15 protein-coding genes and 4 pseudogenes are annotated in these 19,693 nt (G+C 54.1%); 8 read left to right on the forward strand and 11 right to left on the reverse strand.

Features of this window, described 5'->3' with window-relative positions; all coding sequences use genetic code 11:
• Positions 1–101: 101 nt before the first annotated feature.
• Positions 102–224: pseudogene (locus AB3226_RS02665) on the forward strand (PLD nuclease N-terminal domain-containing protein); the annotation flags it as partial.
• Positions 225–1,021: 797 nt separating this feature from the next.
• Here AB3226_RS02665 and AB3226_RS02670 read toward each other — a convergent pair.
• Together AB3226_RS02670 and AB3226_RS02675 are read right to left on the reverse strand one after the other, a co-directional pair.
• The gene (locus AB3226_RS02670) at positions 1,022–1,444 is read right to left on the reverse strand and encodes an HD domain-containing protein (protein WP_253545065.1); all 423 of its coding nucleotides are present in this window, start codon (positions 1,442–1,444) and stop codon (positions 1,022–1,024) included.
• Between the two features lie 15 nt (positions 1,445–1,459).
• Positions 1,460–1,849, reverse strand: a complete 390-nt coding sequence (locus tag AB3226_RS02675) for a hypothetical protein (RefSeq protein ID WP_367375738.1) — start codon at positions 1,847–1,849, stop codon at positions 1,460–1,462.
• Positions 1,850–2,443: 594 nt separating this feature from the next.
• Between AB3226_RS02675 and AB3226_RS02680 the strand changes: the two genes are divergently transcribed.
• The 6 genes and pseudogenes from AB3226_RS02680 to AB3226_RS02705 form a co-directional block, all read left to right on the forward strand.
• Positions 2,444–2,734, forward strand: coding sequence for a fructose-bisphosphate aldolase (locus tag AB3226_RS02680; RefSeq protein WP_367371899.1), 291 nt, complete (start codon positions 2,444–2,446; stop codon positions 2,732–2,734).
• A gap of 256 nt (positions 2,735–2,990) precedes the next feature.
• A complete protein-coding gene (locus AB3226_RS02685) occupies positions 2,991–3,917 on the forward strand; it encodes a hypothetical protein (RefSeq protein ID WP_367371900.1) in 927 nt (308 codons plus the stop codon).
• A gap of 207 nt (positions 3,918–4,124) precedes the next feature.
• Positions 4,125–5,423 (forward strand): hypothetical protein, encoded by a 1,299-nt coding sequence (locus AB3226_RS02690; protein WP_367371901.1) that lies wholly within the window; start codon positions 4,125–4,127, stop codon positions 5,421–5,423.
• 113 nt (positions 5,424–5,536) lie between these two features.
• Positions 5,537–6,937, forward strand: a complete 1,401-nt coding sequence (locus tag AB3226_RS02695; protein ID WP_367371902.1) for an RNA-binding domain-containing protein — start codon at positions 5,537–5,539, stop codon at positions 6,935–6,937.
• A gap of 130 nt (positions 6,938–7,067) precedes the next feature.
• Positions 7,068–7,265, forward strand: a pseudogene (locus AB3226_RS02700) (cupin domain-containing protein); the annotation flags it as partial.
• Positions 7,266–7,288: 23 nt separating this feature from the next.
• Positions 7,289–7,852, forward strand: a pseudogene (locus tag AB3226_RS02705) (alpha/beta fold hydrolase); the annotation flags it as partial.
• Positions 7,853–7,906: 54 nt separating this feature from the next.
• On the opposite strand, the gene AB3226_RS02710 reads toward AB3226_RS02705, so the two are convergent.
• From AB3226_RS02710 to AB3226_RS02750, 9 genes and pseudogenes are all read right to left on the reverse strand, one after another.
• Positions 7,907–9,667 (reverse strand): L-tyrosine/L-tryptophan isonitrile synthase family protein, encoded by a 1,761-nt coding sequence (locus tag AB3226_RS02710; RefSeq protein ID WP_367371903.1) that lies wholly within the window; start codon positions 9,665–9,667, stop codon positions 7,907–7,909.
• 27 nt (positions 9,668–9,694) lie between these two features.
• Positions 9,695–10,411: an HAD family hydrolase gene (locus AB3226_RS02715; RefSeq protein ID WP_367371904.1), complete on the reverse strand. Its 717-nt coding sequence runs from the start codon at positions 10,409–10,411 to the stop codon at positions 9,695–9,697.
• The gene (locus AB3226_RS02720) at positions 10,411–11,406 is read right to left on the reverse strand and encodes an L-tyrosine/L-tryptophan isonitrile synthase family protein (RefSeq protein WP_367371905.1); all 996 of its coding nucleotides are present in this window, start codon (positions 11,404–11,406) and stop codon (positions 10,411–10,413) included. The genes AB3226_RS02715 and AB3226_RS02720 overlap by 1 nt, the downstream gene beginning before the upstream one ends.
• A 175-nt stretch (positions 11,407–11,581) precedes the next feature.
• Positions 11,582–12,043, reverse strand: a pseudogene (locus AB3226_RS02725) (GNAT family N-acetyltransferase); the annotation flags it as partial.
• Positions 12,044–12,286: 243 nt separating this feature from the next.
• Positions 12,287–12,733 carry an NUDIX hydrolase gene (locus AB3226_RS02730; protein ID WP_367371906.1) on the reverse strand — a complete coding sequence of 149 codons (447 nt, stop codon included), beginning with the start codon at positions 12,731–12,733 and terminating at the stop codon, positions 12,287–12,289.
• 79 nt (positions 12,734–12,812) lie between these two features.
• Positions 12,813–13,361, reverse strand: coding sequence for a cupin domain-containing protein (locus tag AB3226_RS02735; RefSeq protein ID WP_007895886.1), 549 nt, complete (start codon positions 13,359–13,361; stop codon positions 12,813–12,815).
• Between the two features lie 634 nt (positions 13,362–13,995).
• Positions 13,996–15,279, reverse strand: a complete 1,284-nt coding sequence (locus AB3226_RS02740; protein ID WP_367371907.1) for an NAD(P)/FAD-dependent oxidoreductase — start codon at positions 15,277–15,279, stop codon at positions 13,996–13,998.
• 52 nt (positions 15,280–15,331) lie between these two features.
• Positions 15,332–16,831: an aldehyde dehydrogenase gene (locus AB3226_RS02745; RefSeq protein ID WP_367375739.1), complete on the reverse strand. Its 1,500-nt coding sequence runs from the start codon at positions 16,829–16,831 to the stop codon at positions 15,332–15,334.
• Between the two features lie 133 nt (positions 16,832–16,964).
• Entirely contained in the window at positions 16,965–18,341 is a 1,377-nt protein-coding gene (locus AB3226_RS02750; RefSeq protein ID WP_367371908.1) for a glutamine synthetase family protein, read from the reverse strand.
• A 280-nt stretch (positions 18,342–18,621) separates the two neighbouring features.
• Between AB3226_RS02750 and AB3226_RS02755 the strand changes: the two genes are divergently transcribed.
• Complete coding sequence (locus AB3226_RS02755; RefSeq protein WP_367371909.1) at positions 18,622–19,383, forward strand: gamma-glutamyl-gamma-aminobutyrate hydrolase family protein; 762 nt, start codon at positions 18,622–18,624, stop codon at positions 19,381–19,383.
• Positions 19,384–19,693: the final 310 nt, after the last annotated feature.

Raw genomic sequence — 19,693 nt, forward strand, 5'->3', positions numbered from 1 at the left:
TTCAGAATAGCAAATCGTTCGAGGCCTGGGTCGGGGTTTTTAGACCGATTCTTTTCTAAGGAAATGACAGGTAAATGGAAAAATACTAACGCTGCGGGATGAGCAACAAACTTGTGTGGATGGTGGTGATCGTGTTTGTGCCGCTATTCGGGCTGATAGCGTGGGCCTTGGCGGGACCGAAGCACATCACACATAACCCGCACTCACCGCAGGCCAGGCAATAACGCCGATCTGCGGGCTCCGACAAGCATCGCGCAATCACCGACTATACTCATGAGCCACATCTACGAAATTGGAGATTGAGCTATGCCGTGGGGAACTGTAGATAACAACTCATTAGGAATCATTGGGTCTTTTCTCAGCACATCCGACAGATCGAGCTTGCAACTCACTGAAAGACGCGCCCGACACGACCCCACTCCGCAAATCAGAGAGCGATTCGATCCTGTTGTTGACCGATTGGATCAGAGTGTGGATCAACTGAGAACACAGGTGGCCGCGTACCTGACGGCCACAGTCCCTGTGATTGCAGTGAACGACCATCCTCAAAGAGATTTGTACGAAGCCGACGGCCAGCGCATCCAGGTACTCGTTGACAGGCTTAGACTTGAACAAACTCAAGCGATGACCGCGTTTCAATCCCTGCGCCGACCTGGAGATGTTGGCACGATGGTGATCACCAACATTCAAAATTCCTTGACCGGTGTTGGGGCGGCAGTCGGAGTGCAAGACTGGAGGCTCACTGCAAGGCGAGATGCAGTCGCAGCGGCCAGGACTCTTGGTTTCATGGAGGCCCTGAACCAAGCCCTATAAAAAACTCCGGGACAGACCACGATTTCAAAAACCGTTGAATGGAAAAACCGTGGACTGCCCCAAATCCAAACGCCGACCCGATCAGCGTAGGAGCTGCCGAAGGCTGCGATCTTTTGATCATGATGCCCGCAAATCCCGTAATGATCAGAACTCGCCAACAACCCCGCGACCATCACGGCTTGATGGACTCCGAACCCACACCCACCCGCTACGAACGCAACACCCCGATCGCCCGCCGATACTTCTCAACGCGCTCCAGATCCTCCCAGGACGGCTGGGCAATCCGCGACAAGTCGCTGTTCTCTTCCAGATCCGCCAGTTTCACCACCCGCCCGATCGGGTTCTGCGCCACGCGCTCGACAAACGCCTCGTAGGACTCGCCCGGCACCTTGGTCACCGACGCAATCGCCATCAGCACCGTTTCGCTAAAGCCTTCGTTACGCAGATCGTCGAAGCTGATGCCGCAGTCCTCGACCACGTCATGCAACACCGCGACGATGCGCTCTTCCAGAGTGTTCACCCGCAGCATGACCTTCAGCGGATGCAGGATGTAAGGCGCGCCGCCCTTGTCCACCTGCCCCTCATGCGCCGCCGCGGCGATGGCAATGGCGCGTTCCAGTGTCTGACTCATGGGATTCTCCTCGGGTTAAACGCCGTAACGGCCGGTGAAATGAATGTTGCGCTTGAACCAACCTGCAATCGCTTTCCACCGCCCCACAGGCTTGGCGCCCTCGGCGTGGCGTTCGAGAATCATCGACGCCAGCGTCGCCTGATCGACGCCCGGATGGCCATCCATCAGTTCAGCGACCCAGCCACAACCAGACTTCTGCAAATGCTGACGCCACTCACCCGGCCAGGCCTCAAGCTCCGACACCGCCAACCACGCCGCCCCACCCTGCTCGCAATGACCGCCACCGATGGACTGCTCGAAACAAAAAGGCGTATCCGGCCGGGAAAGGTCGATGTGGAAGAGGTAAATGTCCTGGGTTTTGTGCTGCGCCGTGGGGGCGTTGTTGCGGCTGCCGATTTCGATCATGGGTGCGTCCATTCTTGAATTCCCGTTGGCGTTCAGTCTACGACGGTGGCGGCGCTGAACGGAAGCAAGCGACCTCTCCACCGAAAACCCGCGCCTGATCGTTCGATGAACGCGCGCCAGGATTTTGAAGTCCGAAAATCTCGTAGGAAATAACCGATTGTGGTGAGGGGGCTTGTCCCCGTTGGGATGCGAAGCAGGCCCAAACCCTGCTAGCCCGTTTCCTCAGACACACCGCAACACCCGGTTTTGCGGCGGCTGCGCCACCGAACGGGGGCAAGCCCCCTCGCCACAGTGACCGCGTGTGGTCCTACAGCCCGGTTGCAGCTATCAAAATCGCTGCCTAGAGTGGGTCTGTCACTGACCGCATTCAGCGATAGGGTTTCGCAGCCCCACAGAATAGAATCATCCTGCACCGTCATAAGACACCCGGGCGTGCTACACCTGCGCCTCATTTTATGGCGACTGTGCGTGGGAGACCTTCGGGTCTGCCGGGTTTGATTCTTCCCTGGTCTGCGAACCCGCGCATAGTTGCCACCCATCTTGTTTCGCAGCAAAAAGGTGGCAGTTCATTCCCCTCATAAAGAATCTTATCTAATGACAATGAACAAGCCGCTCCGCCACTACACCCCAATGTCCCACTTCGCCACCGACCACCCCGTCCTCCTCATCGACGCCGACGCCCCACTGCGCGAACTCCACAACTGCCTCAGCGAACGCCTCAACGCCGTCCTCAAATACCTCAACCTCATGGCCTGCACCAGCCTCCCGGACTACGCCGAGCACGACATCAACACCGTCACTAACATCGCCCGGATCATGGTCCAGGATGTGAGTGATGTGTTTCGGGTGATTGAGCAGCGTGGGTTTGATATGCCTAAGGTTTAGTGAGCACATATCAGCCTAAAAAACCCGCATTGCTGCGGGTTTTTTACAGAAAAAGCACTGATAGATTACATTTATTGAAGATCTTCTGATTTGAAAAATCGCGGAACGCTCCTCGAAAGGATGGCCGGGATTAAGTTTTTCCCGATTTCAGCCAAAGCGGAAGGTGACGGCCCGCCTACTCTGTAGTAGCTTTGAGCTATCGCGATACAACAAACAAAAAGATAGAACCATGGGTAGCAACTGAGGAATGTTGATCATGGCAAAACAGCTTTCACCTGCCGGAATTATGGCGCTCAAGGAAGCGTTGTGCTCCGTGTACTGGTATAAATCAGAGCTTCGTGGATTCCTTCAGCTTTGTCTGTCGAACCCCGGTATCTTGAGCAAATTCAACTGGGAGAATTATAAACGCCAGATTGCCTCTGACATCGTAGATCACCTCGTCGCAAACCCAGTGATACATCTAGGAGACTTGACGAAAATCTGTTATGAAATCTGCAAAATTAAAGACTTTTCCCATCTTCGACCTTTAGATGACGGCACACAAAAAGTTGAAAAAGCCAGGAGTGCCGTAAACCAACTAAAGCAATTAGTCGAGCCGCATCAAGACTTTAAAAAAGAACAAGATGATATCAAGCTCCGTCAAGATGCAGCGGCGAAAAAACTGCGAGAGAACGCTGCAGTACGTCAAAAGTTAGAAGCAATCAATACCCGTTATATGGCCTTAGTCAGTTCCGATAACGCACAGAGTCGTGGTTTCGAGCTGGAGCGTGTAATGTATGAACTCTTCGAGCTGTTCGATCTCGACCCCAAAGCGTCGTTCAAAAATCTTGGGGAACAAGTGGATGGAGCGTTTTCCCTAGAAGGAACAGAATATCTTTTCGAAGCCAAGTGGCAGAAAGAACTCGTTAACAAAGCGGATCTAGTCATATTCTCCGACAAAGTCAAGACAAAACTAGAGAACACTTTAGGAATATTCCTATCCATAAATGGATTTTCGTCTGATGGAGTATCAGCACATCAAGCTGGTGGCTCTTCAATACTTCTATTAGATGGGGGAGACCTTATGGCAGTCCTAGAGGAACGAATCGACTTCACTAGCCTATTACTTAGAAAGAAACGTCACGCCGCCCAGACAGGAAATATTTATCTAAGCTATTATCAGATGGTTACCTCAGCTAAATAATTTTCTGAAGAGCTTGGCGATAGATAGAGCCACTCTATAATTCTGAATTGATCATCGAAAATACAGAACCGCAAATCAAGACCAATCTATAGATTTTATATTTAATAAGACGCACATCTAGAATGCGCCCTCGCTTGATGGCAAAGAATTCCATCCTTAACAACCGGACTCTTAGATGACCATGAACCATTAAAACAAGAGAACCAGATGAAAGCTAGACTATTACCACCAAGAGATAATCACAACGGAAATCTAGTATGGCGCCGAGACGCCTTCCTAGATAAAAACTCTCAAATATCGCAATCACTTGATGAGATTAGAACATTAGGATATTGGGCAAGCGCTTTTCCAGAAGGCGACGGAGTGGTCTTTAGACTACTAAGTGATACGATTATTAAAAGCAATGACGATATACTTGACGACTTCAGAAGGTGCTTCGACTGGATCAATATAGAAAAAGCGCAAACTCTAGGCTCAAATATCGAAATAGCGGATCTAGAAACAGAAAATAGAACATTAAGCTGCGCCGTAATAATACCTCTAGAAAAAATTTTTATACAAGACACTTTAATCCTAGGCAAATATACTTATTTTTGCCGACGAGAGTTCGATCAAGAACCCCACGAGCGGTTATCAGATTTAGAAATCGAGTACGTACAATTCACCTGCGATATAAGTTATCGCGACCTGCTGAGACTCAATCACACGATAGACCATAATGACCATGTTATAAACAAATGCTTATCTCTCGGTGAGCATGCGCTGGATCTCGTAAGGTACTCACACAGCTCTTTTAAAAATAGAGCATTTACTCCCAATCCAGCAGGTCAACGTGAAGACGGTTTTTATGACGTTGAAATCATCCCCCTTGAGAAGACTCACTTAAAACCACTAAGACTTAGTGGAATATCGAAGCCAGTATCTGCAAGTAATAATTGGCTGGGACCTCAAGTTGACCATCTATTCTATCCCGGCATCGAATATCTAGCTTGTATTTATAGTGAAGAAATCACAGACGAGATATCCGCTTCTGTAATTTCATCGTTACGCTCTTGCAGGCAGTCTTTTTACTCAGTTGGCAGCGAGTCACAATTTTTGAACTTAGTGTTTACACTTGATGGCCTTGCCAATCCTGAAAAAAAATGGGTGTCTTGGAAACACCGGAGTTACGTAGCAGCTCTCCTCTGCGAGGAGTCCCCTATTAAATTTCACTCGATTTTGGAAGAGTACGACCGTCTATATATAGATGTCCGAAACAAACTGGTGCATGAAGGCAAAGACTTTTATCAAATAACTGAAGATCCAGATGAAGCTTCCGAAACTATATTTTGCTACATAAAAACTCTAATTCAACTAATCGCCAACAAAGGAATCTCAAGTAAATCCGAATTAAAGCAATTTGCTACAACCCTACTCAGAGAACAGAGTTACAAAGAAAAATACTATGAAGTAATACTGAGAGTATCAACAATCAGGGGAAAACCCCCCGAGTACCCCATTTGGTAAACTTGCCATCAAGAGGCCGATTTAAAAACTGTGGATATATACAGTTCAACTGATGAAGTCACAATGATATCATCAGCACAGCGACCCGCCGCGATGGATAGTGGAGAATATAATTGAGCACTCGAATAAACCCTCACCTTCTCGAACTGAATGATGATGAAGTACTTTATTACTGCACGGCACAAGAGGACGATTTTTTTGACCGGAAAGCGTTTGGTGTAAAAGGCGATAAGTTACAAAAAATTGCAGTCGCTTTCGCAAACGCAGATGGCGGTGAAGTATTGATAGGAATAAAGGATGAAGGGGACGAGCAAGAGCCACTAAAGCGTTGGGCAGGACCGGATAGAATTGAAGATTTCAACTCCGCACTTCAGGCAATATCAGAAGTAAGACCAGCAATTGATTTTCGTCATGAATTCCTAAAAAAGCCTGGTATAACCGCAAACTACGTTCTTAAAATAAAAATCAATAAAGGATTGACCGTTCACTACACAGCGAGTGAGGAAGTTTACATTAGGCGCGGTGCAAGTAGCCAAAAATTAAAATCACCTACCCAGATCCTAGAGCTTTCACACGCTAAAGGCCATCAATCTGCGGAAGACCTAAATGCACCTGATGCAAATCCGGACGAAATTGTTTTTGGGACTGCTCTTAATGAATATCTAGAGCAATTACCCATCAAAAATAAAGATCCACTAGACTTTCTGCTGCAAGAAAATCTTATAGATCGAGAGAATTTAACTCCGAGAACTGCGGCGGTTTTATTGTTTTCCCAGTCACCAGAAAGTGCGCTATCAAAGCAATGTTCGATTCGAATCGCTAAGTATGACACAAGGGAGGAAGAGTCACGTGACACCCTCGTCGAAAACCACTTAGTAGAAGGCCCATTGTACGAACTAATCCATAACTCTTACTTAAAAATAGAAGAGATACTTGGGAGAAACGATGTTTGGACAATGGAAGGTTTAAGGTCAATAGAATTCCCCAAGGAAACAATTTGGGAAATCCTAGTTAACGCAGTCATCCATCGCGACTACTTGATTTCCGACAATGTACTGGTCAGCATTTTCAACAACAGAATCCAATTCAAAAGTCCAGGTCGATTCCCTGGCTTTGTAACAAAAGAAAACATCTTGGAAAATAGGTTCTCGAGAAATTCAAAAATAGTAAGATTACTGGCGAAATATAGAAATGCGCCAAACCAAGAAATGGGCGAAGGAATGAATACCGCGTTCGAAAAAATGGCAGTCAGAGGACTAAGGCTCCCTGTCATTTCCGAACATGAAAACTACGTAACTGTCAGCCTCTACCACTCACTAAACCTAGAACCTGAAACAGTTGTATTGAACTTCATAGAAAAATTTGGGGAAATCAATAATCGACAGGTTAAAGATCTACTAGGACTTGAAAAGTCAGAACAGGCGACAAATATTTTGACAAAACTTAGAATTCAAGGCTCTATCCAAAGGAAGGGCGATTCTACGGGAGTTAATGTATCATGGATAAGGAGCTAATCACTCACAACAATACTCCCTGAGCAGCGGATCGGAAAAGTATTACACTCAACCTTACTCGACAAAAAATTAGTGCTTTTTTTAAAACTGTAGATTAATTTTGAGCGGTGGCTGATTTTTATCAAATGCAGAACCCATCGTTCATACTGAAGAGGAGGAGTGCGGACTCGTTACCCGTGGTACGGTTGAGTTCACTGTTGATGATCAAATTAGTGTGCTGAATGCCGGGGATGGGTATTATTTTTCGACGACGTTGCCGCATCTGTTTAGGAATATTGGAGCGGATGAGGTGGAGATAATTAGTGCGGATACTCCGGCGAATTTTTGATGAAGTAAAGCGGTAGGTGGCGTATCGAACACTCGGTGGTCATCGGCCACGACATCGGCACCATGGTCGCCTACGCCGCGCGTTATCCGCAGCTCACCGATCGCTTGGTGGTGATGGATGCGCCGGTGCCGGGTATTCCGCCCTGGAACGAGATTGTCCGCTCGCCGATGCTGTGGCACTTCGACTTTGGTGGGCCGGATGCTGAACGCTTGGTCGCCGGCCGCGAGCGTATTTACCTGGACCGGTTCTGGAACGAGTTCGCGGGCGATCCCAGCAAGGTCGATGAAGAAACCCGTCAGCATTACGCCACGCTTTATACCCGCCCCGGCGCCATGCGCGCAGCCTTCGCTCAGTTCCGCAGCATTCGTCAGGATGAGGTAGACAACAAGGCGTCGATGGCGACGCGATTGACGATGCCAGTGCTGGCCATCGGTGGTGAAAAATCCTTTGGCAGCAATGAAGCGATCGTAATGCGCAATGCGGCGGACAAGGTCACGGAAGTCGTGATTCCAGGGGCAGGACATTGGCTGATGGAAGAAGCGCCAACGGAGACTATCCAAGCGATTCGGAACTTCATCGCGCAGTGATGGGAAAAGGTCTCGAAGAAGGCCCTGTCTCCAAGGCCTCCCAGACAACAGCAATCAGTAAACCTGCACCCGCCACAACTCCCGCAACGAAGAACCCGCCGACATCGGCAACCGCCCATGCAACGTCCGATAGTTATCAATCAGCACCAGATCACCCTCACTCCACTCATGGGCAATCATGCACTCCGGGTCATAAACCAGCGCATTGACCTGTTCCAGCAACGCCTGTTGAGCCTGCTCATCATGATCCTGCACAGCCTGGCTCAGCGTCTGCAGTGTCGAGTCAGTGCCCTCTTGGTAACGCAGGATAAGTTCGCCGCTGCGGGGGTGATGATCCACCAGGCTGTACATGCGCGGCGAGCCGCCGAAATAGGTCATTTTGGTGTAGTAAGTGATGTTCACATCCTGCCATTGTCGGGCGACTTGCTGCCCGACTTTGCGCAGTACGTTTCGGCTGTCAACGACGGTGGTCTGGCCCTCGCCCGGCTGCGGCGCGGTCTTGCAATACAGCATGAATTTGCTGGCGCAGAATTTCGGGTTGCGTTGAACCTGTGCATCGCTGTCGGGCAGCATGTTCAGGTCCCAGTGCAACGGCGTTTTCTCCAGCGAGTGCACCACGCCTTGGGGTTTGTCCGCAGGTTTGACCACGTGCACGGCGCCGAAGGCCCATTCGTACAGCGTGCCGAAGCGTTCGCAGCTGCGAGCAAAACTGTCCTGATCGTCGAAGCGACAGCCCTTGAGGCAGACGAAACCAAAGGTTTCCACCAGTGCTTCGAGCAGGCCGGTGGACAGTCGTTCGAAACCCAGCCCCAACGGGTCTCGCACCACCAGGCCAAAGAGCGGAAGCTTTTGCAGTTCGTATTCGAAGCCTTGCGCCTGTGGGTTTTCTGTTTGGTGGTAGAGCCACGGCCGCCCGTCATAGGTGACCAACACGTGGTGGTCGAGGTCGACCTGGGCGCGGGTGCGAAGGGTTTGGCTGCCATCGAGGCTGCACACCGGCACGGCATGCCAAGGGCTGTAAACACGGGTCAGCCCCTCGGCCAATCCGAAGGTGAATTTGGGCCCGGCATTGCTGTACTGGTGGACCGACAAGCGAATGTCATCGCCGAAGAAACGGTCCACTGCCGCATTCAAGGCCTGCCCGCGATACATCATTTGGTAGGCTTTGAAATTGATTTGTTGCAGGTACTCGTCCTCGCTCTGCCCGTCTTCACGGCACAGACGCAGGTCGTTGTAGAGGTGACTGCAGAGGTGGTCATGCGCCTGGCTGAGGGATTCATCTTCGCGGCTCTGCTCGATCAGATCCCCAAGGTTTTTCCAGGGCAGACGGGCCTGCTTGATCAGGCTGGCGCGAACCGACTCGGCACTTTGGGCCTGTGGGAACAGGTCTTCCATGCTGACCCACTGAATCGTGTGGGTGGTGCACAGTTCACGCAACGACCGGTTGTAGGCGACGCGAACGTCGTCGGCAACGCCAACGATGTCATTGAAGGTCGTGCCGTCACTGAGGATCGACACCACACAACCCGGTGCGTGCAACGCGGCGATGGTCTGGCCGAGCTGGTCGAGGCGTTCGATGGCGATGACCTCGCCGTAGTCCGGCAGCACGCCGAATGTCTGGTCAATGGCGTTTGGTGACTTGCAGGGAAAACCTGGCAGTACCAAACGCACCGGCAGGCTCTGATCGAAGCAATGCCCCAGGCGTAGCGCGAGATGCGCCCTGCCTTGTGCTTCGAAATAATCATCCGTGCCTTTGAGCAAATAACCCGCGAGCAAATCGCTGACGGCAGCGATCCATGCGTCTCTATGTTCCATAGAACAATTTCCTTGAGAGTGTGTGTATCAATAGGATTTAACGGTGTCGCCAAGCTCGGTGAACGCATGCGCTGTAGCGCAGACTTGCTGCAGAATGCGCAGTAATCCGGCCGGCTGTTCGCAGCAGAAGTTCGGGGCCTGGTCCTGCAATGCAGGGGTCAGGCCATACCCCCAAGTGACCGCCGCCGAGTACATGCCTGCAGCACGGGCGGTCTTCAGATCGATCTCGGTGTCACCGACGAACAAACAGCGTTGCGGATCAACCGACAATCGCCGGGCAGCTTCCCATGCCACCTCCGGCTGAGGTTTGAGCGCCCTGCCCGCGCGATGCCCCAGAATCGTCCCGAAGGTATTCTGTGGAAGCAGCGCATCGGCTACTTGCAGGGCCATTTCCTCGGTCTTGTTGGTCACGATTGCCAGCGGCACTTTTAACTGGCGACAGCCTTCGAGCAAGGCAAGCACACCGCTGAATGGCCGGGAAAATTGAACAAGGTTGTTTTGATACAACGCCACATAGCGCTGGTGCAGGGCGACCGTATCGGCTATGCCAAACTGCGTGGCAACCTGCTCGATCATCGCCGTGACCCCGCCGCCGATATAACCCCGCACGGTTTGCGCTGTCTGCGCCGGGCAACCGTGTTCGAGCATCACCTGGTTCAGGCACCAGGTGATGTCAGGCAAGGTGTCGACCAGGGTCCCATCCAGATCGAAGAGTACGGCTTCGACCCGCAACCGAGACGCCATCATTGAGCACTGGCGTAGTGACAAGGACGCCCCTTGCGGAACACCAGGCGGTGGTAGCGCTCATCGACATTGCTGCGTTTTTCGAGGGTGACCACACCCCGTCGATTGATGGCCACCGAATGCCAGGGCGTACGCCACAGGTCACTGGTTGGCACCAACCGGATACCGATCTTCGTCGACACCGCCAGTTGCGGGTGAATCGACAGGCGCAGGCAATGTGGGTAGCGCGCCTCTAACAGAGCACTCCAGGCTTCACTGCGCTGGATCACCCGCTGCGACGCCGGTTTGGCGACTTTCTTCACCGCATTAAGGCTCATGCCGGCGAAGACTTTGAGGCCCGAGTAATCCTCGGAAAGAAAGCGATGGATGCCGCAGTACATCAACATCATGTGCGGATCATCCTTGAAACGCTGCTGCAACAAGACCAATGACTGACCGTGCTCGATCATCATCTCCTCACGCATGGCGTCCAGACAATCAAGCGGAGGATAGGCATCCCGGAGGTCGAAATGGGCAAACGTGCCGGGATAGTGCTGTTCGGCGTAGTCCTGGATAGCGTCGGTGTAGGCTTTGACGTCTGCATCGGGAACATGCACCAAGTCAGAGAACACATAGCCATCGGAGCAGATATGAATCAGCGCTCCCGGTGCGTAGATCTCCTGGATCTCCTTGCACAGGCGATATAACTCGTCGATTGCGTGATGTTCAGCAAGATCAGGCAGATGGCTGAGGGTTTTCTTGCGGCTAGGCGATTTGCCGGGAAAGGCTGGCAAGACCATTTCGACCTTGCGACCACTCTCGACCGCCTGCATTACCTTGGTCAGATGGGGTTCCAGCACCTGCAACGAAAGTTCGTGATCTTGCCCTGGTGCAAGGTTACGACGGCGGAACAGGCATTCGAGGATTTGCTGGGCAATGTTCATGTGTGGAGTGTTCTGATGCTCGTGCACCAGCTGACCGCACACCTGTTGAGCAACGGTGTTTGAACCTTGCATAGACAATCCCTTGTATGGTGAATAACGGCCATTTTTTGGCCATCAGCAGATATTCCTTACCTGCGGGCGGCTAAATTCCTACAAGTCGCGAGGGCTGTCAATCGTGGCGATCCGGAATATTGCGGCCTGCACGAGCTCCTCCGGGTCTGCCGTCGGTGAAGCAATCAATCCTGTCTAGCGCTTTCACCATCGGCACACAAGCCAGCTGAAGCCCGGAGGGCGAATGGTAAATAGCAGGTTTGTCACCCACGAAACCGCAGCGCCGGTAAAAGTCAGCGGCGTTCAACGTGGCGTCCAGGTTGACTTCCCTCAGCCCCAAATCCCGCGCCAGGCATTCAAGGTAGTCCAGGACTCTCAAGCCAATGCCTTGTTGCATAAAGCTTGGGAGCACGAAGATCGCGCCGATTTCGCTCCTCTCCAGATCAAGCATTCCTGTCGCCACTGGCTCACCCTGAATACAGCCCAGATAAAAGTGTTTATCCATCAGGTCGCTATACCCGTCCTTGGCTGATCCTGCCGTCCAGGCCAGCATTTGCTCCGTGGTATAGGCTCCGATGCATTGATGCCGTATCGCTTGAAGGCGAATGTCGAACGCCGTTTGGGCATCGCTGTGCGTGGCGCGTCTAATCTCGAACATTTCATTCTCCGTTAACCATCGGTAGACGGAGAACTAAAAAGCCCCGTCCATTTCTGGCGGGGCCTTGGGTAATTACGTCAAATTCTACGAACGCATGACCTCATCGCCCGCCAGAGGCGGTCATGGAGGAGCACATCATGTTCATGCGGCGCGTATAGATCATGGGTCGATAGTGTTTTGGATGATCCGGGTTGTCAATCGTGGAGCGGAAGGACCAGGAGAAGTCCCCTCAAGTCACTCATATCAATCCAGCAATGCGACTTTCTTCAGTAGCTCGTAAAGTCCATCTGGAACCAAAGGTGACCCATTGGTGAAACTTGCGACGCCATGCCATTTCGCTATGAAGGCCGTGCCGTCACTCTCACACGCCTTCAACTGCGGCAATTCGTAGACGTTCGCATCCACAAATTTTGCATCGTACACCTGAACAATTTCATGCCCTGGAGTGCCGGCATAAGTGAAGATGCTCTCAAGCGTACCGAGTAAGCGAACATCAGAGATGGATAACCCGAGTTCCTCTTGTACCTCTCGCACAACTGCCTGGTCACTGGTTTCGCCGAACTCGATGCCTCCACCGACCGGGCGGAAAAACGTCTGTTTTTTTATTGAGTCGTAAGCTTCGTTGACCAGAATTTTTCCGTTGTGATGGAAGACGCAGAGTGCGAGGGGGCGGATGCGTTGTGTGGTCATGAGGGTGAAGTCCATTTACTTTGAAAAAGCCCGTAGCAGCTACCGATGGCTGCTACAGGTTTGTTGTTCGCTATCGATATCAGAAGTTCGCCGGGGTGTTGGCGCTGATGATTTCAGCCTCATCCGCCCCAATATTGCGAAACCGATGCGGCAGCGTCGTCGGAAAGTAATACCCATCCCCGGCATTCAGCACACTAATCTGACCATCAACGGTGAGCTCAACCGTCCCACGAGTAACCAGCCCACACTCCTCCCCTTCCGAGTGCACAATCGGCTCTTCCCCCGAACTCGCCCCAGGCGCGTATTGCTCGCGCAAAAGTCGCATCTGCCGACTCGGTACCGAAGCGCCAATCAGCAGTAACCGCAGCCCATGACGCCCGAGATCTGGTTGTTCATTGGCGCGGAACACGTATTGATGCTCACGCGGCGGTTGGTCGAAGGTGAAGAAGTCCGCCAAGGACATGGGGATGCCTTCGAGCAGTTTTTTCAGGGAGCTGACAGAGGGGCTGACGCGATTCTGTTCGATCAGGGAAATGGTGGCATTGGTGACGCCGCTACGCCGGGCCAGCTCGCGCTGGGACAGTTTGTAGCTTTCGCGTACTAATTTGAGTCGTGAGCCCGTGTCCATGACAGCCTTATGCGAAGAATACTTAAGGGGTAATGGGGGTGGGTGGCGGGCGACTGGTGGCCGCGGATTACGCCGTTTCCCGTCCCGGAACCGTGGAAGGCGGGTATTAAATCACGTTTGCTGGTGTCGCTCAGCAGGTTCGATAAACGGCAGATAAATCAAATAGGTGAATGATAGTCGTCCGCCCATGTACGCAACCTGTGGGGGCGGGCTTGCCCGCGATGGCGGTGTGTCAGGTGACATCAATGTTGACTGCGCTGGCCTCATCGCGGGCAAGCCCGCTCCCATAGTTTTGGTCCCGGTGACCACCAATTTCGTGTTCGGCATAAATCCCTGTGGGAGCGGGCTTGCCCGCGATGGCGGTATGTCAGGTGACATCGATGTTGACTGTGCTGGCCTCATCGCGAGCAAGCCCGCTCCCACAGTTTTGGTCCCGGTGACCACCAATTTCGTGTTCGGCATAAATCCCTGTGGGAGCGGGCTTGCCCGCGATGGCGGTATGTCAGGTGACATCGATGTTGACTGCGCTGGCCTCATCGCGGGCAAGCCCGCTCCCACAGGGGTTACGGTGCCTTGCGATGACTGGCATTGGTCCGGCGGCGCATTTTTGGGATGGCCGCCGGTAAGGTTCTACTTAGATGCCGAACCGGTCGCGTAGCGCGTAATACGCGGCGCCCATGGCGGTGAGTGGGGCCTGGAAGGTGCGGCCGCCGAGCATGGGCATGTGTGGCAGGGAGGCGAAGGCGTCGAAGCGTTCGGCGTCGCCGCGGATCATTTCCGAGATGAGTTTGCCGGCCAGGTGTGAGCAGGTGACGCCGTGGCCGCTGTAGCCTTGCATGTAGTAGGCGTTTTTTTCGATGCGGCCGAATTGCGGCATGCGTGACATGGTCAGTAGGAAGTTGCCGGTCCAGCGGTAGTCGATTTTCACGTCTTTGAGTTGCGGGAAAGTCTTGAGGATTTTTGGTTTGATCAGTTGTTCGATGTCGTCCGGCTCGCGAGCGCCGTAGACCACGCCGCCGCCGTACAGCAGGCGGTTGTCGGCGGTGAGGCGGTAGTAGTCGAGCAGGTAGTTGCAATCTTCGACGCAGTAGTTGTTTTTGATCAGGCTGCGCGCAACCTGTTCGGACAATGGCTCGGTGACGACGATTTGCGAACCGCAGGGCATGCTTTTGCGCGTGACCCGATTGTCGAGATCTTGAGGCAGGTAGGCGTTGCCGGCGATCAACAGGTACTTGGCCCGCACCACGCCTTTGGCGGTGCGCACGGTGATCGGTTCGCCGTAGGTGATTTCCACGGCGGCGGATTGTTCGTAGATTTTGCCGCCCAGGCTGACGATCGCGGCGGCTTCGCCGAGGGCCAGGTTGAGCGGGTGGACGTGACCGCCCTGCATGTCGAGCAGGCCGCCGACGTAGTTGTCGCAACCGACTTCGCGCTTGATGTCAGCCGCGTCGAGCATTCTCAGGTTTTTGTTGCCGTAGCGCTCCCAACTGCTCTTTTGCTCGGCCAGGCCGTTGAGTTGTTTCTTGTTTAGGGCAGCGAAGATGCCGCCGGGGCGGTAGTCGCATTTGATGTCGTACTCTTTGATGCGCGAACGGATGATGTCGGCGCCTTCAAAGATCATGCTGCCGAGCACTTCGGCGGTTTTGTCGCCGTAGTGTTCTTCGATGACATCGACGTCGCGGCTGTAGGAATTGACCAGTTGGCCGCCGTTGCGACCGCTGGCGCCGAAGCCGACTTTGGCGGCTTCCAGTACGGTGACGCTGTAGCCCGCTTCGCTGAGGAACAGCGCCGAGGACAGACCGGTGTAGCCGGCGCCGATCACGCAGACGTCGCACTCCACCAATTCTTCAAGAACCGGGTAATCACCGATCTGATTACGAGTCGCAGCGTAGTAGCTGTTTACATGAGTCTGTTTCATACGTTTCTCCGAGGGCCGCCGGCACGCGCCGGCGACCGCCGCTGTAAAGGTGTTAAAGCTTGATCCAGGTCGCTTTGAGTTCGGTGTATTTGTCGAACGCGTGCAGCGATTTGTCCCGACCGTTACCCGACTGCTTGAACCCGCCGAACGGCGCGGTCATGTCGCCGCCGTCGTACTGGTTGACCCAGACGCTGCCGGCGCGCAAACCACGAGCGAAGGTATGGGCCTTGCTGAGGTTGCTGGTCCACACGCCGGCGGCCAGACCGAAGATGCTGTCGTTGGCGATCTGCAGGGCTTCTTCAGCGGTGTCGAAGGTGATCAGCGACAGCACCGGGCCGAATATTTCTTCCCGGGCGATGGTCATGGCATTGGTCACGCCGTCGAAAATCGCTGGTTCCACGTACAGGCCACCGGTGCCTTCGAGGGTACGATTGCCGCCAGCGATCAGTTGCGCGCCCTGGTCTTTGCCGACCTGGATGTAACGCAGCACGTTGTCCAATTGGCGCTGATCGACGACCGCGCCGACGGTGGTTTCAGGATCGAGGGCATGCCCCGGTTTCCAGGCTTGCAGTGCTTCCACCAGCAACGGAATGAACTGCTCGCGAATCGAGCGCTCCACCAGCAGGCGCGAGCCAGCGGTGCAGACTTCGCCCTGGTTAAAAGCAATCGCACCAGCCGCTGCTTGTGCTGCCGCGCGCAGATCCGGTGCGTCGGCGAACACCACGTTCGGGCTCTTGCCGCCCGCTTCCAGCCAGACGCGTTTCATGTTGCTTTGCCCGGCGTAGATCAGCAGTTGCTTGGCAATCGCGGTGGAGCCGGTGAAGGCCAGCACGTCAACGTCCATGTGCAACGCCAGCGCCTTGCCGACGGTGTGACCGAAGCCTGGCAGAACGTTGAACACGCCTTTGGGGATGCCGGCGTCCAGGGCCAATTGCGCGATGCGAATGGCCGTCAGCGGTGACTTTTCCGAAGGCTTGAGGATGAACGAGTTGCCCGCCGCGAGGGCCGGGGCGAACTTCCAGCTGGCCATGATCAGCGGGAAATTCCACGGTACGATGGCGGCGACCACGCCTGCTGGTTCGCGGGTGATGAGACCCAATTGGTCGTGCGGCGTGGCGGCGACTTCGTCGTAGATTTTGTCGATGGCCTCGGCGCTCCAGCGAATCGCGTTGGCGGTCGCCGGGATGTCGATGCTCATGGAATCGCTGATCGGTTTGCCCATGTCCAGGGTTTCCAGCAGCGCCAGTTCTTCCTGGTTTTGCAGAATCAGATCAGCGAAACGAATCAGGATGCGCTTGCGCTCGGCCGGGGGCAGTTTGGCCCAGATGCCGGATTCGAATGTGCGGCGTGCAACCTGTACGGCGGCATTGGCGTCGGCTTCGTCGGTGCTGGCGATGTTCGCCAGAAAGCGGCCGTCTACCGGGCTGATGCATTCGAAGGTATCGCCGCTGAGTGCCGGGCAGTATTGACCGTCGATGAATGCGCGGCCTTCTAGTGTGAGGGACTGGAAGCGTTGTTCCCAGTCGCTGCGAGTGTTTGTCATGGTTGTGATTCTACGCAGAGGAATAGTTGATCGTTGGACTGACTGCCAGTCAGTTAAAGATTTGAAATGCAATCCCTGTGGGCGGGGTACACATGATCTGTGTACGCCCACCTTTCATCCTTGACTGACGGTTTTTAACCAATCAAACCGTATGCAAATACCAGTTGTACTCAAGGTCCGAGATGGAGTTTTCGAACTCGGCCAGCTCACTTTCCTTGCACGCCACGAATACGTCGATGTACATCGGGTCGATGTAGCGCGCCATGACTTCGCTGTCGTCCAGCTCACGCAAAGCATCGCGCAGGTTGTTCGGCAGGCTTTGCTCGTTCTGCTCGTAGCTGTTGCCTTCCACCGGGGAGCCCGGTTCGATTTCGTTGGTCAGGCCGTGGTGAATACCGGCCAGCACCGACGCCATCAACAGATACGGGTTGGCGTCGGCGCCTGCAACGCGGTGTTCGATGCGCACGGCATCCGCCGAACCGGTGGGCACACGTACTGCCACGGTACGGTTATCGATGCCCCAGCTTGGCGAGTTCGGCACGTAGAACTGCGCGCCGAAACGGCGGTACGAGTTGACGTTCGGACAGAGGAACGCCATCTGCGCCGGCAGGGTCTCGAGCACACCGCCGATCGCGTGACGCAGTGCGGCGTTCTGCTCGGGATCCTCGCTGGCAAAGATGTTGTTGCCTTCTTTGTCGAGAATCGAAATGTGCACGTGCAAACCATTGCCCGCCTGGCCCGGATACGGCTTGGCCATGAAGGTGGTGTCCATCTCGTGGTCGTAGGCGATGTTCTTCACCAGACGCTTAAGCAACACCGCGTAGTCGCAGGCCTTTATAGGGTCGGAGACGTGATGCAGGTTCACTTCGAATTGCGCCGGGGCGCTTTCCTTGACGATGGCGTCGGCAGGAATGCCCTGCTCTTTCGCGCCTTCGAGGATGTCTTGCAGGCAATCGACGTATTCATCCAGATCGTCGATCAGATACACCTGAGTCGAGTGCGGACGTTTGCCGGACACCGGCGAGCGTGGCGACTGCGGACGACCGTTCACGTTGTCCTGGTCGATCAGATAAAACTCGAGTTCGAAGGCTGCGCAAATGGTCAGGCCCATGTCATCGAACTTGTTCACCACCTGGCGCAACACTTCACGCGGGTCAGCGAAGAACGGCTGGCCTTCGAGTTCGTGCATGGTCATTAACAGTTGCGCGGTCGGGCGCTTCTGCCAGGGTTCGATGCTGAGGGTATTGGGGATGGGGAAGCAGATTCGATCCGAGTCGCCGATGTCCAGACCCAGGCCGGTGCTTTCCACCGTAGAACCGTTGATGTCCAGGGCAAACAGTGACGCCGGGAGGTTGATGCCTTTTTCGTAAACCTTATGAAGACTGGTGCGTTCGATGCGCTTGCCGCGCACCACACCGTTCATATCCGCAATCAGAAGGTCGACGTACAAAACCTCAGGATATTTCTTAAGGAATGCGTTTGCTTCGTTGAGTTGAACGGCACGCAGAGGGACCGACATGATGCACCTATTAGCTGTTAATTATTATGTTCACTTCACGTTCACGAGCCCAGTCAACCCGAACGGCAAAGTGAAGTCAATAGCGAACACTTGGCCTTTCAACCTTTATTTTCTGGCCTTTTTTGGGCTGTAGAGTGCCATATCAGTCTTGCTCACCGCGTAAACCCTGAAGACCTGACGCGTAGCGTTTAGAATTTTTTACATGAGAGTTGTTAATTAAAATCAACAAGGCTAAGCTCCGGAAAAGCCCGTTCAAGTGTGAAACTTCGAGGTGATAAAAATGGCATTCAAGCCATTGATCGGTGTTACTGCGTGCGTCAAACAGATTGGCCTGCACCCCTATCACGTCAGCGGCGACAAGTATTTGCGTGCTGTCAGCGTCGCGGCTTTGGGGTTGCCAGTGGTCATTCCTTCCTTAGGCGATCTGACCGAAATCGATGACCTGCTCGCGCAGCTCGACGGTCTGTTGCTGACCGGCTCGCCATCAAATGTGGAACCCTTCCACTATCAAGGCCCGGCCAGTGCCCCCGGTACGGATCACGATCCGCAACGGGACGCCACCACCCTGCCCTTACTGCGCGCAGCCATCGCCGCCGGTGTGCCGGTGCTTGGCATCTGCCGGGGCTTTCAGGAAATGAACGTGGCGTTCGGCGGCAGCCTGCATCAGAAGCTGCATGAGCTGCCCGGCATGCTTGATCACCGCGAAGCGGATCATCCGGACCTGGCCGTGCAGTACGCGCCTGCTCATGTGGTGAATGTGCAGCGGGGTGGCGTGTTTGAAGCGCTGGATTTGCCGCAGGTGTTCCAGGTCAATTCGATTCACAGCCAAGGCATCGACCGGCTCGCTCCCGGCCTGCGCGCTGAAGCTATCGCACCGGATGGTTTGGTCGAGGCGATTTCGGTCGAGCACAGCAAGGCCTTCGCCGTCGGCGTGCAATGGCACCCGGAGTGGCAGGTGCTTTCGAATCCGCCCTACTTGAGTATTTTCCAGGCGTTTGGCGAAGCGTGCCGGCAACGGGCGGAGCTGCGTAATACGCGCTGACGTCAAAAAGCATTCAACGATTTAACTGCCCCCGTGAGTCTGGCGGGCGTGCCTTTGCGCGCCGGTCGCTCACGTAATAGATGAACCGCAATAACAACAAGTACGACCAGGCAGCCAGGATGGCGGTGCCGAATAAGCCCGATGGGGTGCGTGCCAGTGAGTCCAACGCAAATCCTGTGGGAGCGGGCTTGCCCGCGAACGCGGTGTGTCAGGTAACGATGATGACGACTGACACACCGCCATCGCGGGCAAGCCCGCTCCCACAGGGATCACCGTTGAATTGACTGACATCGTACGGCTTGGGCCTGCA

The organism is Pseudomonas lini (assembly GCF_964063345.1).
GTDB lineage: Bacteria > Pseudomonadota > Gammaproteobacteria > Pseudomonadales > Pseudomonadaceae > Aquipseudomonas > Aquipseudomonas lini_B.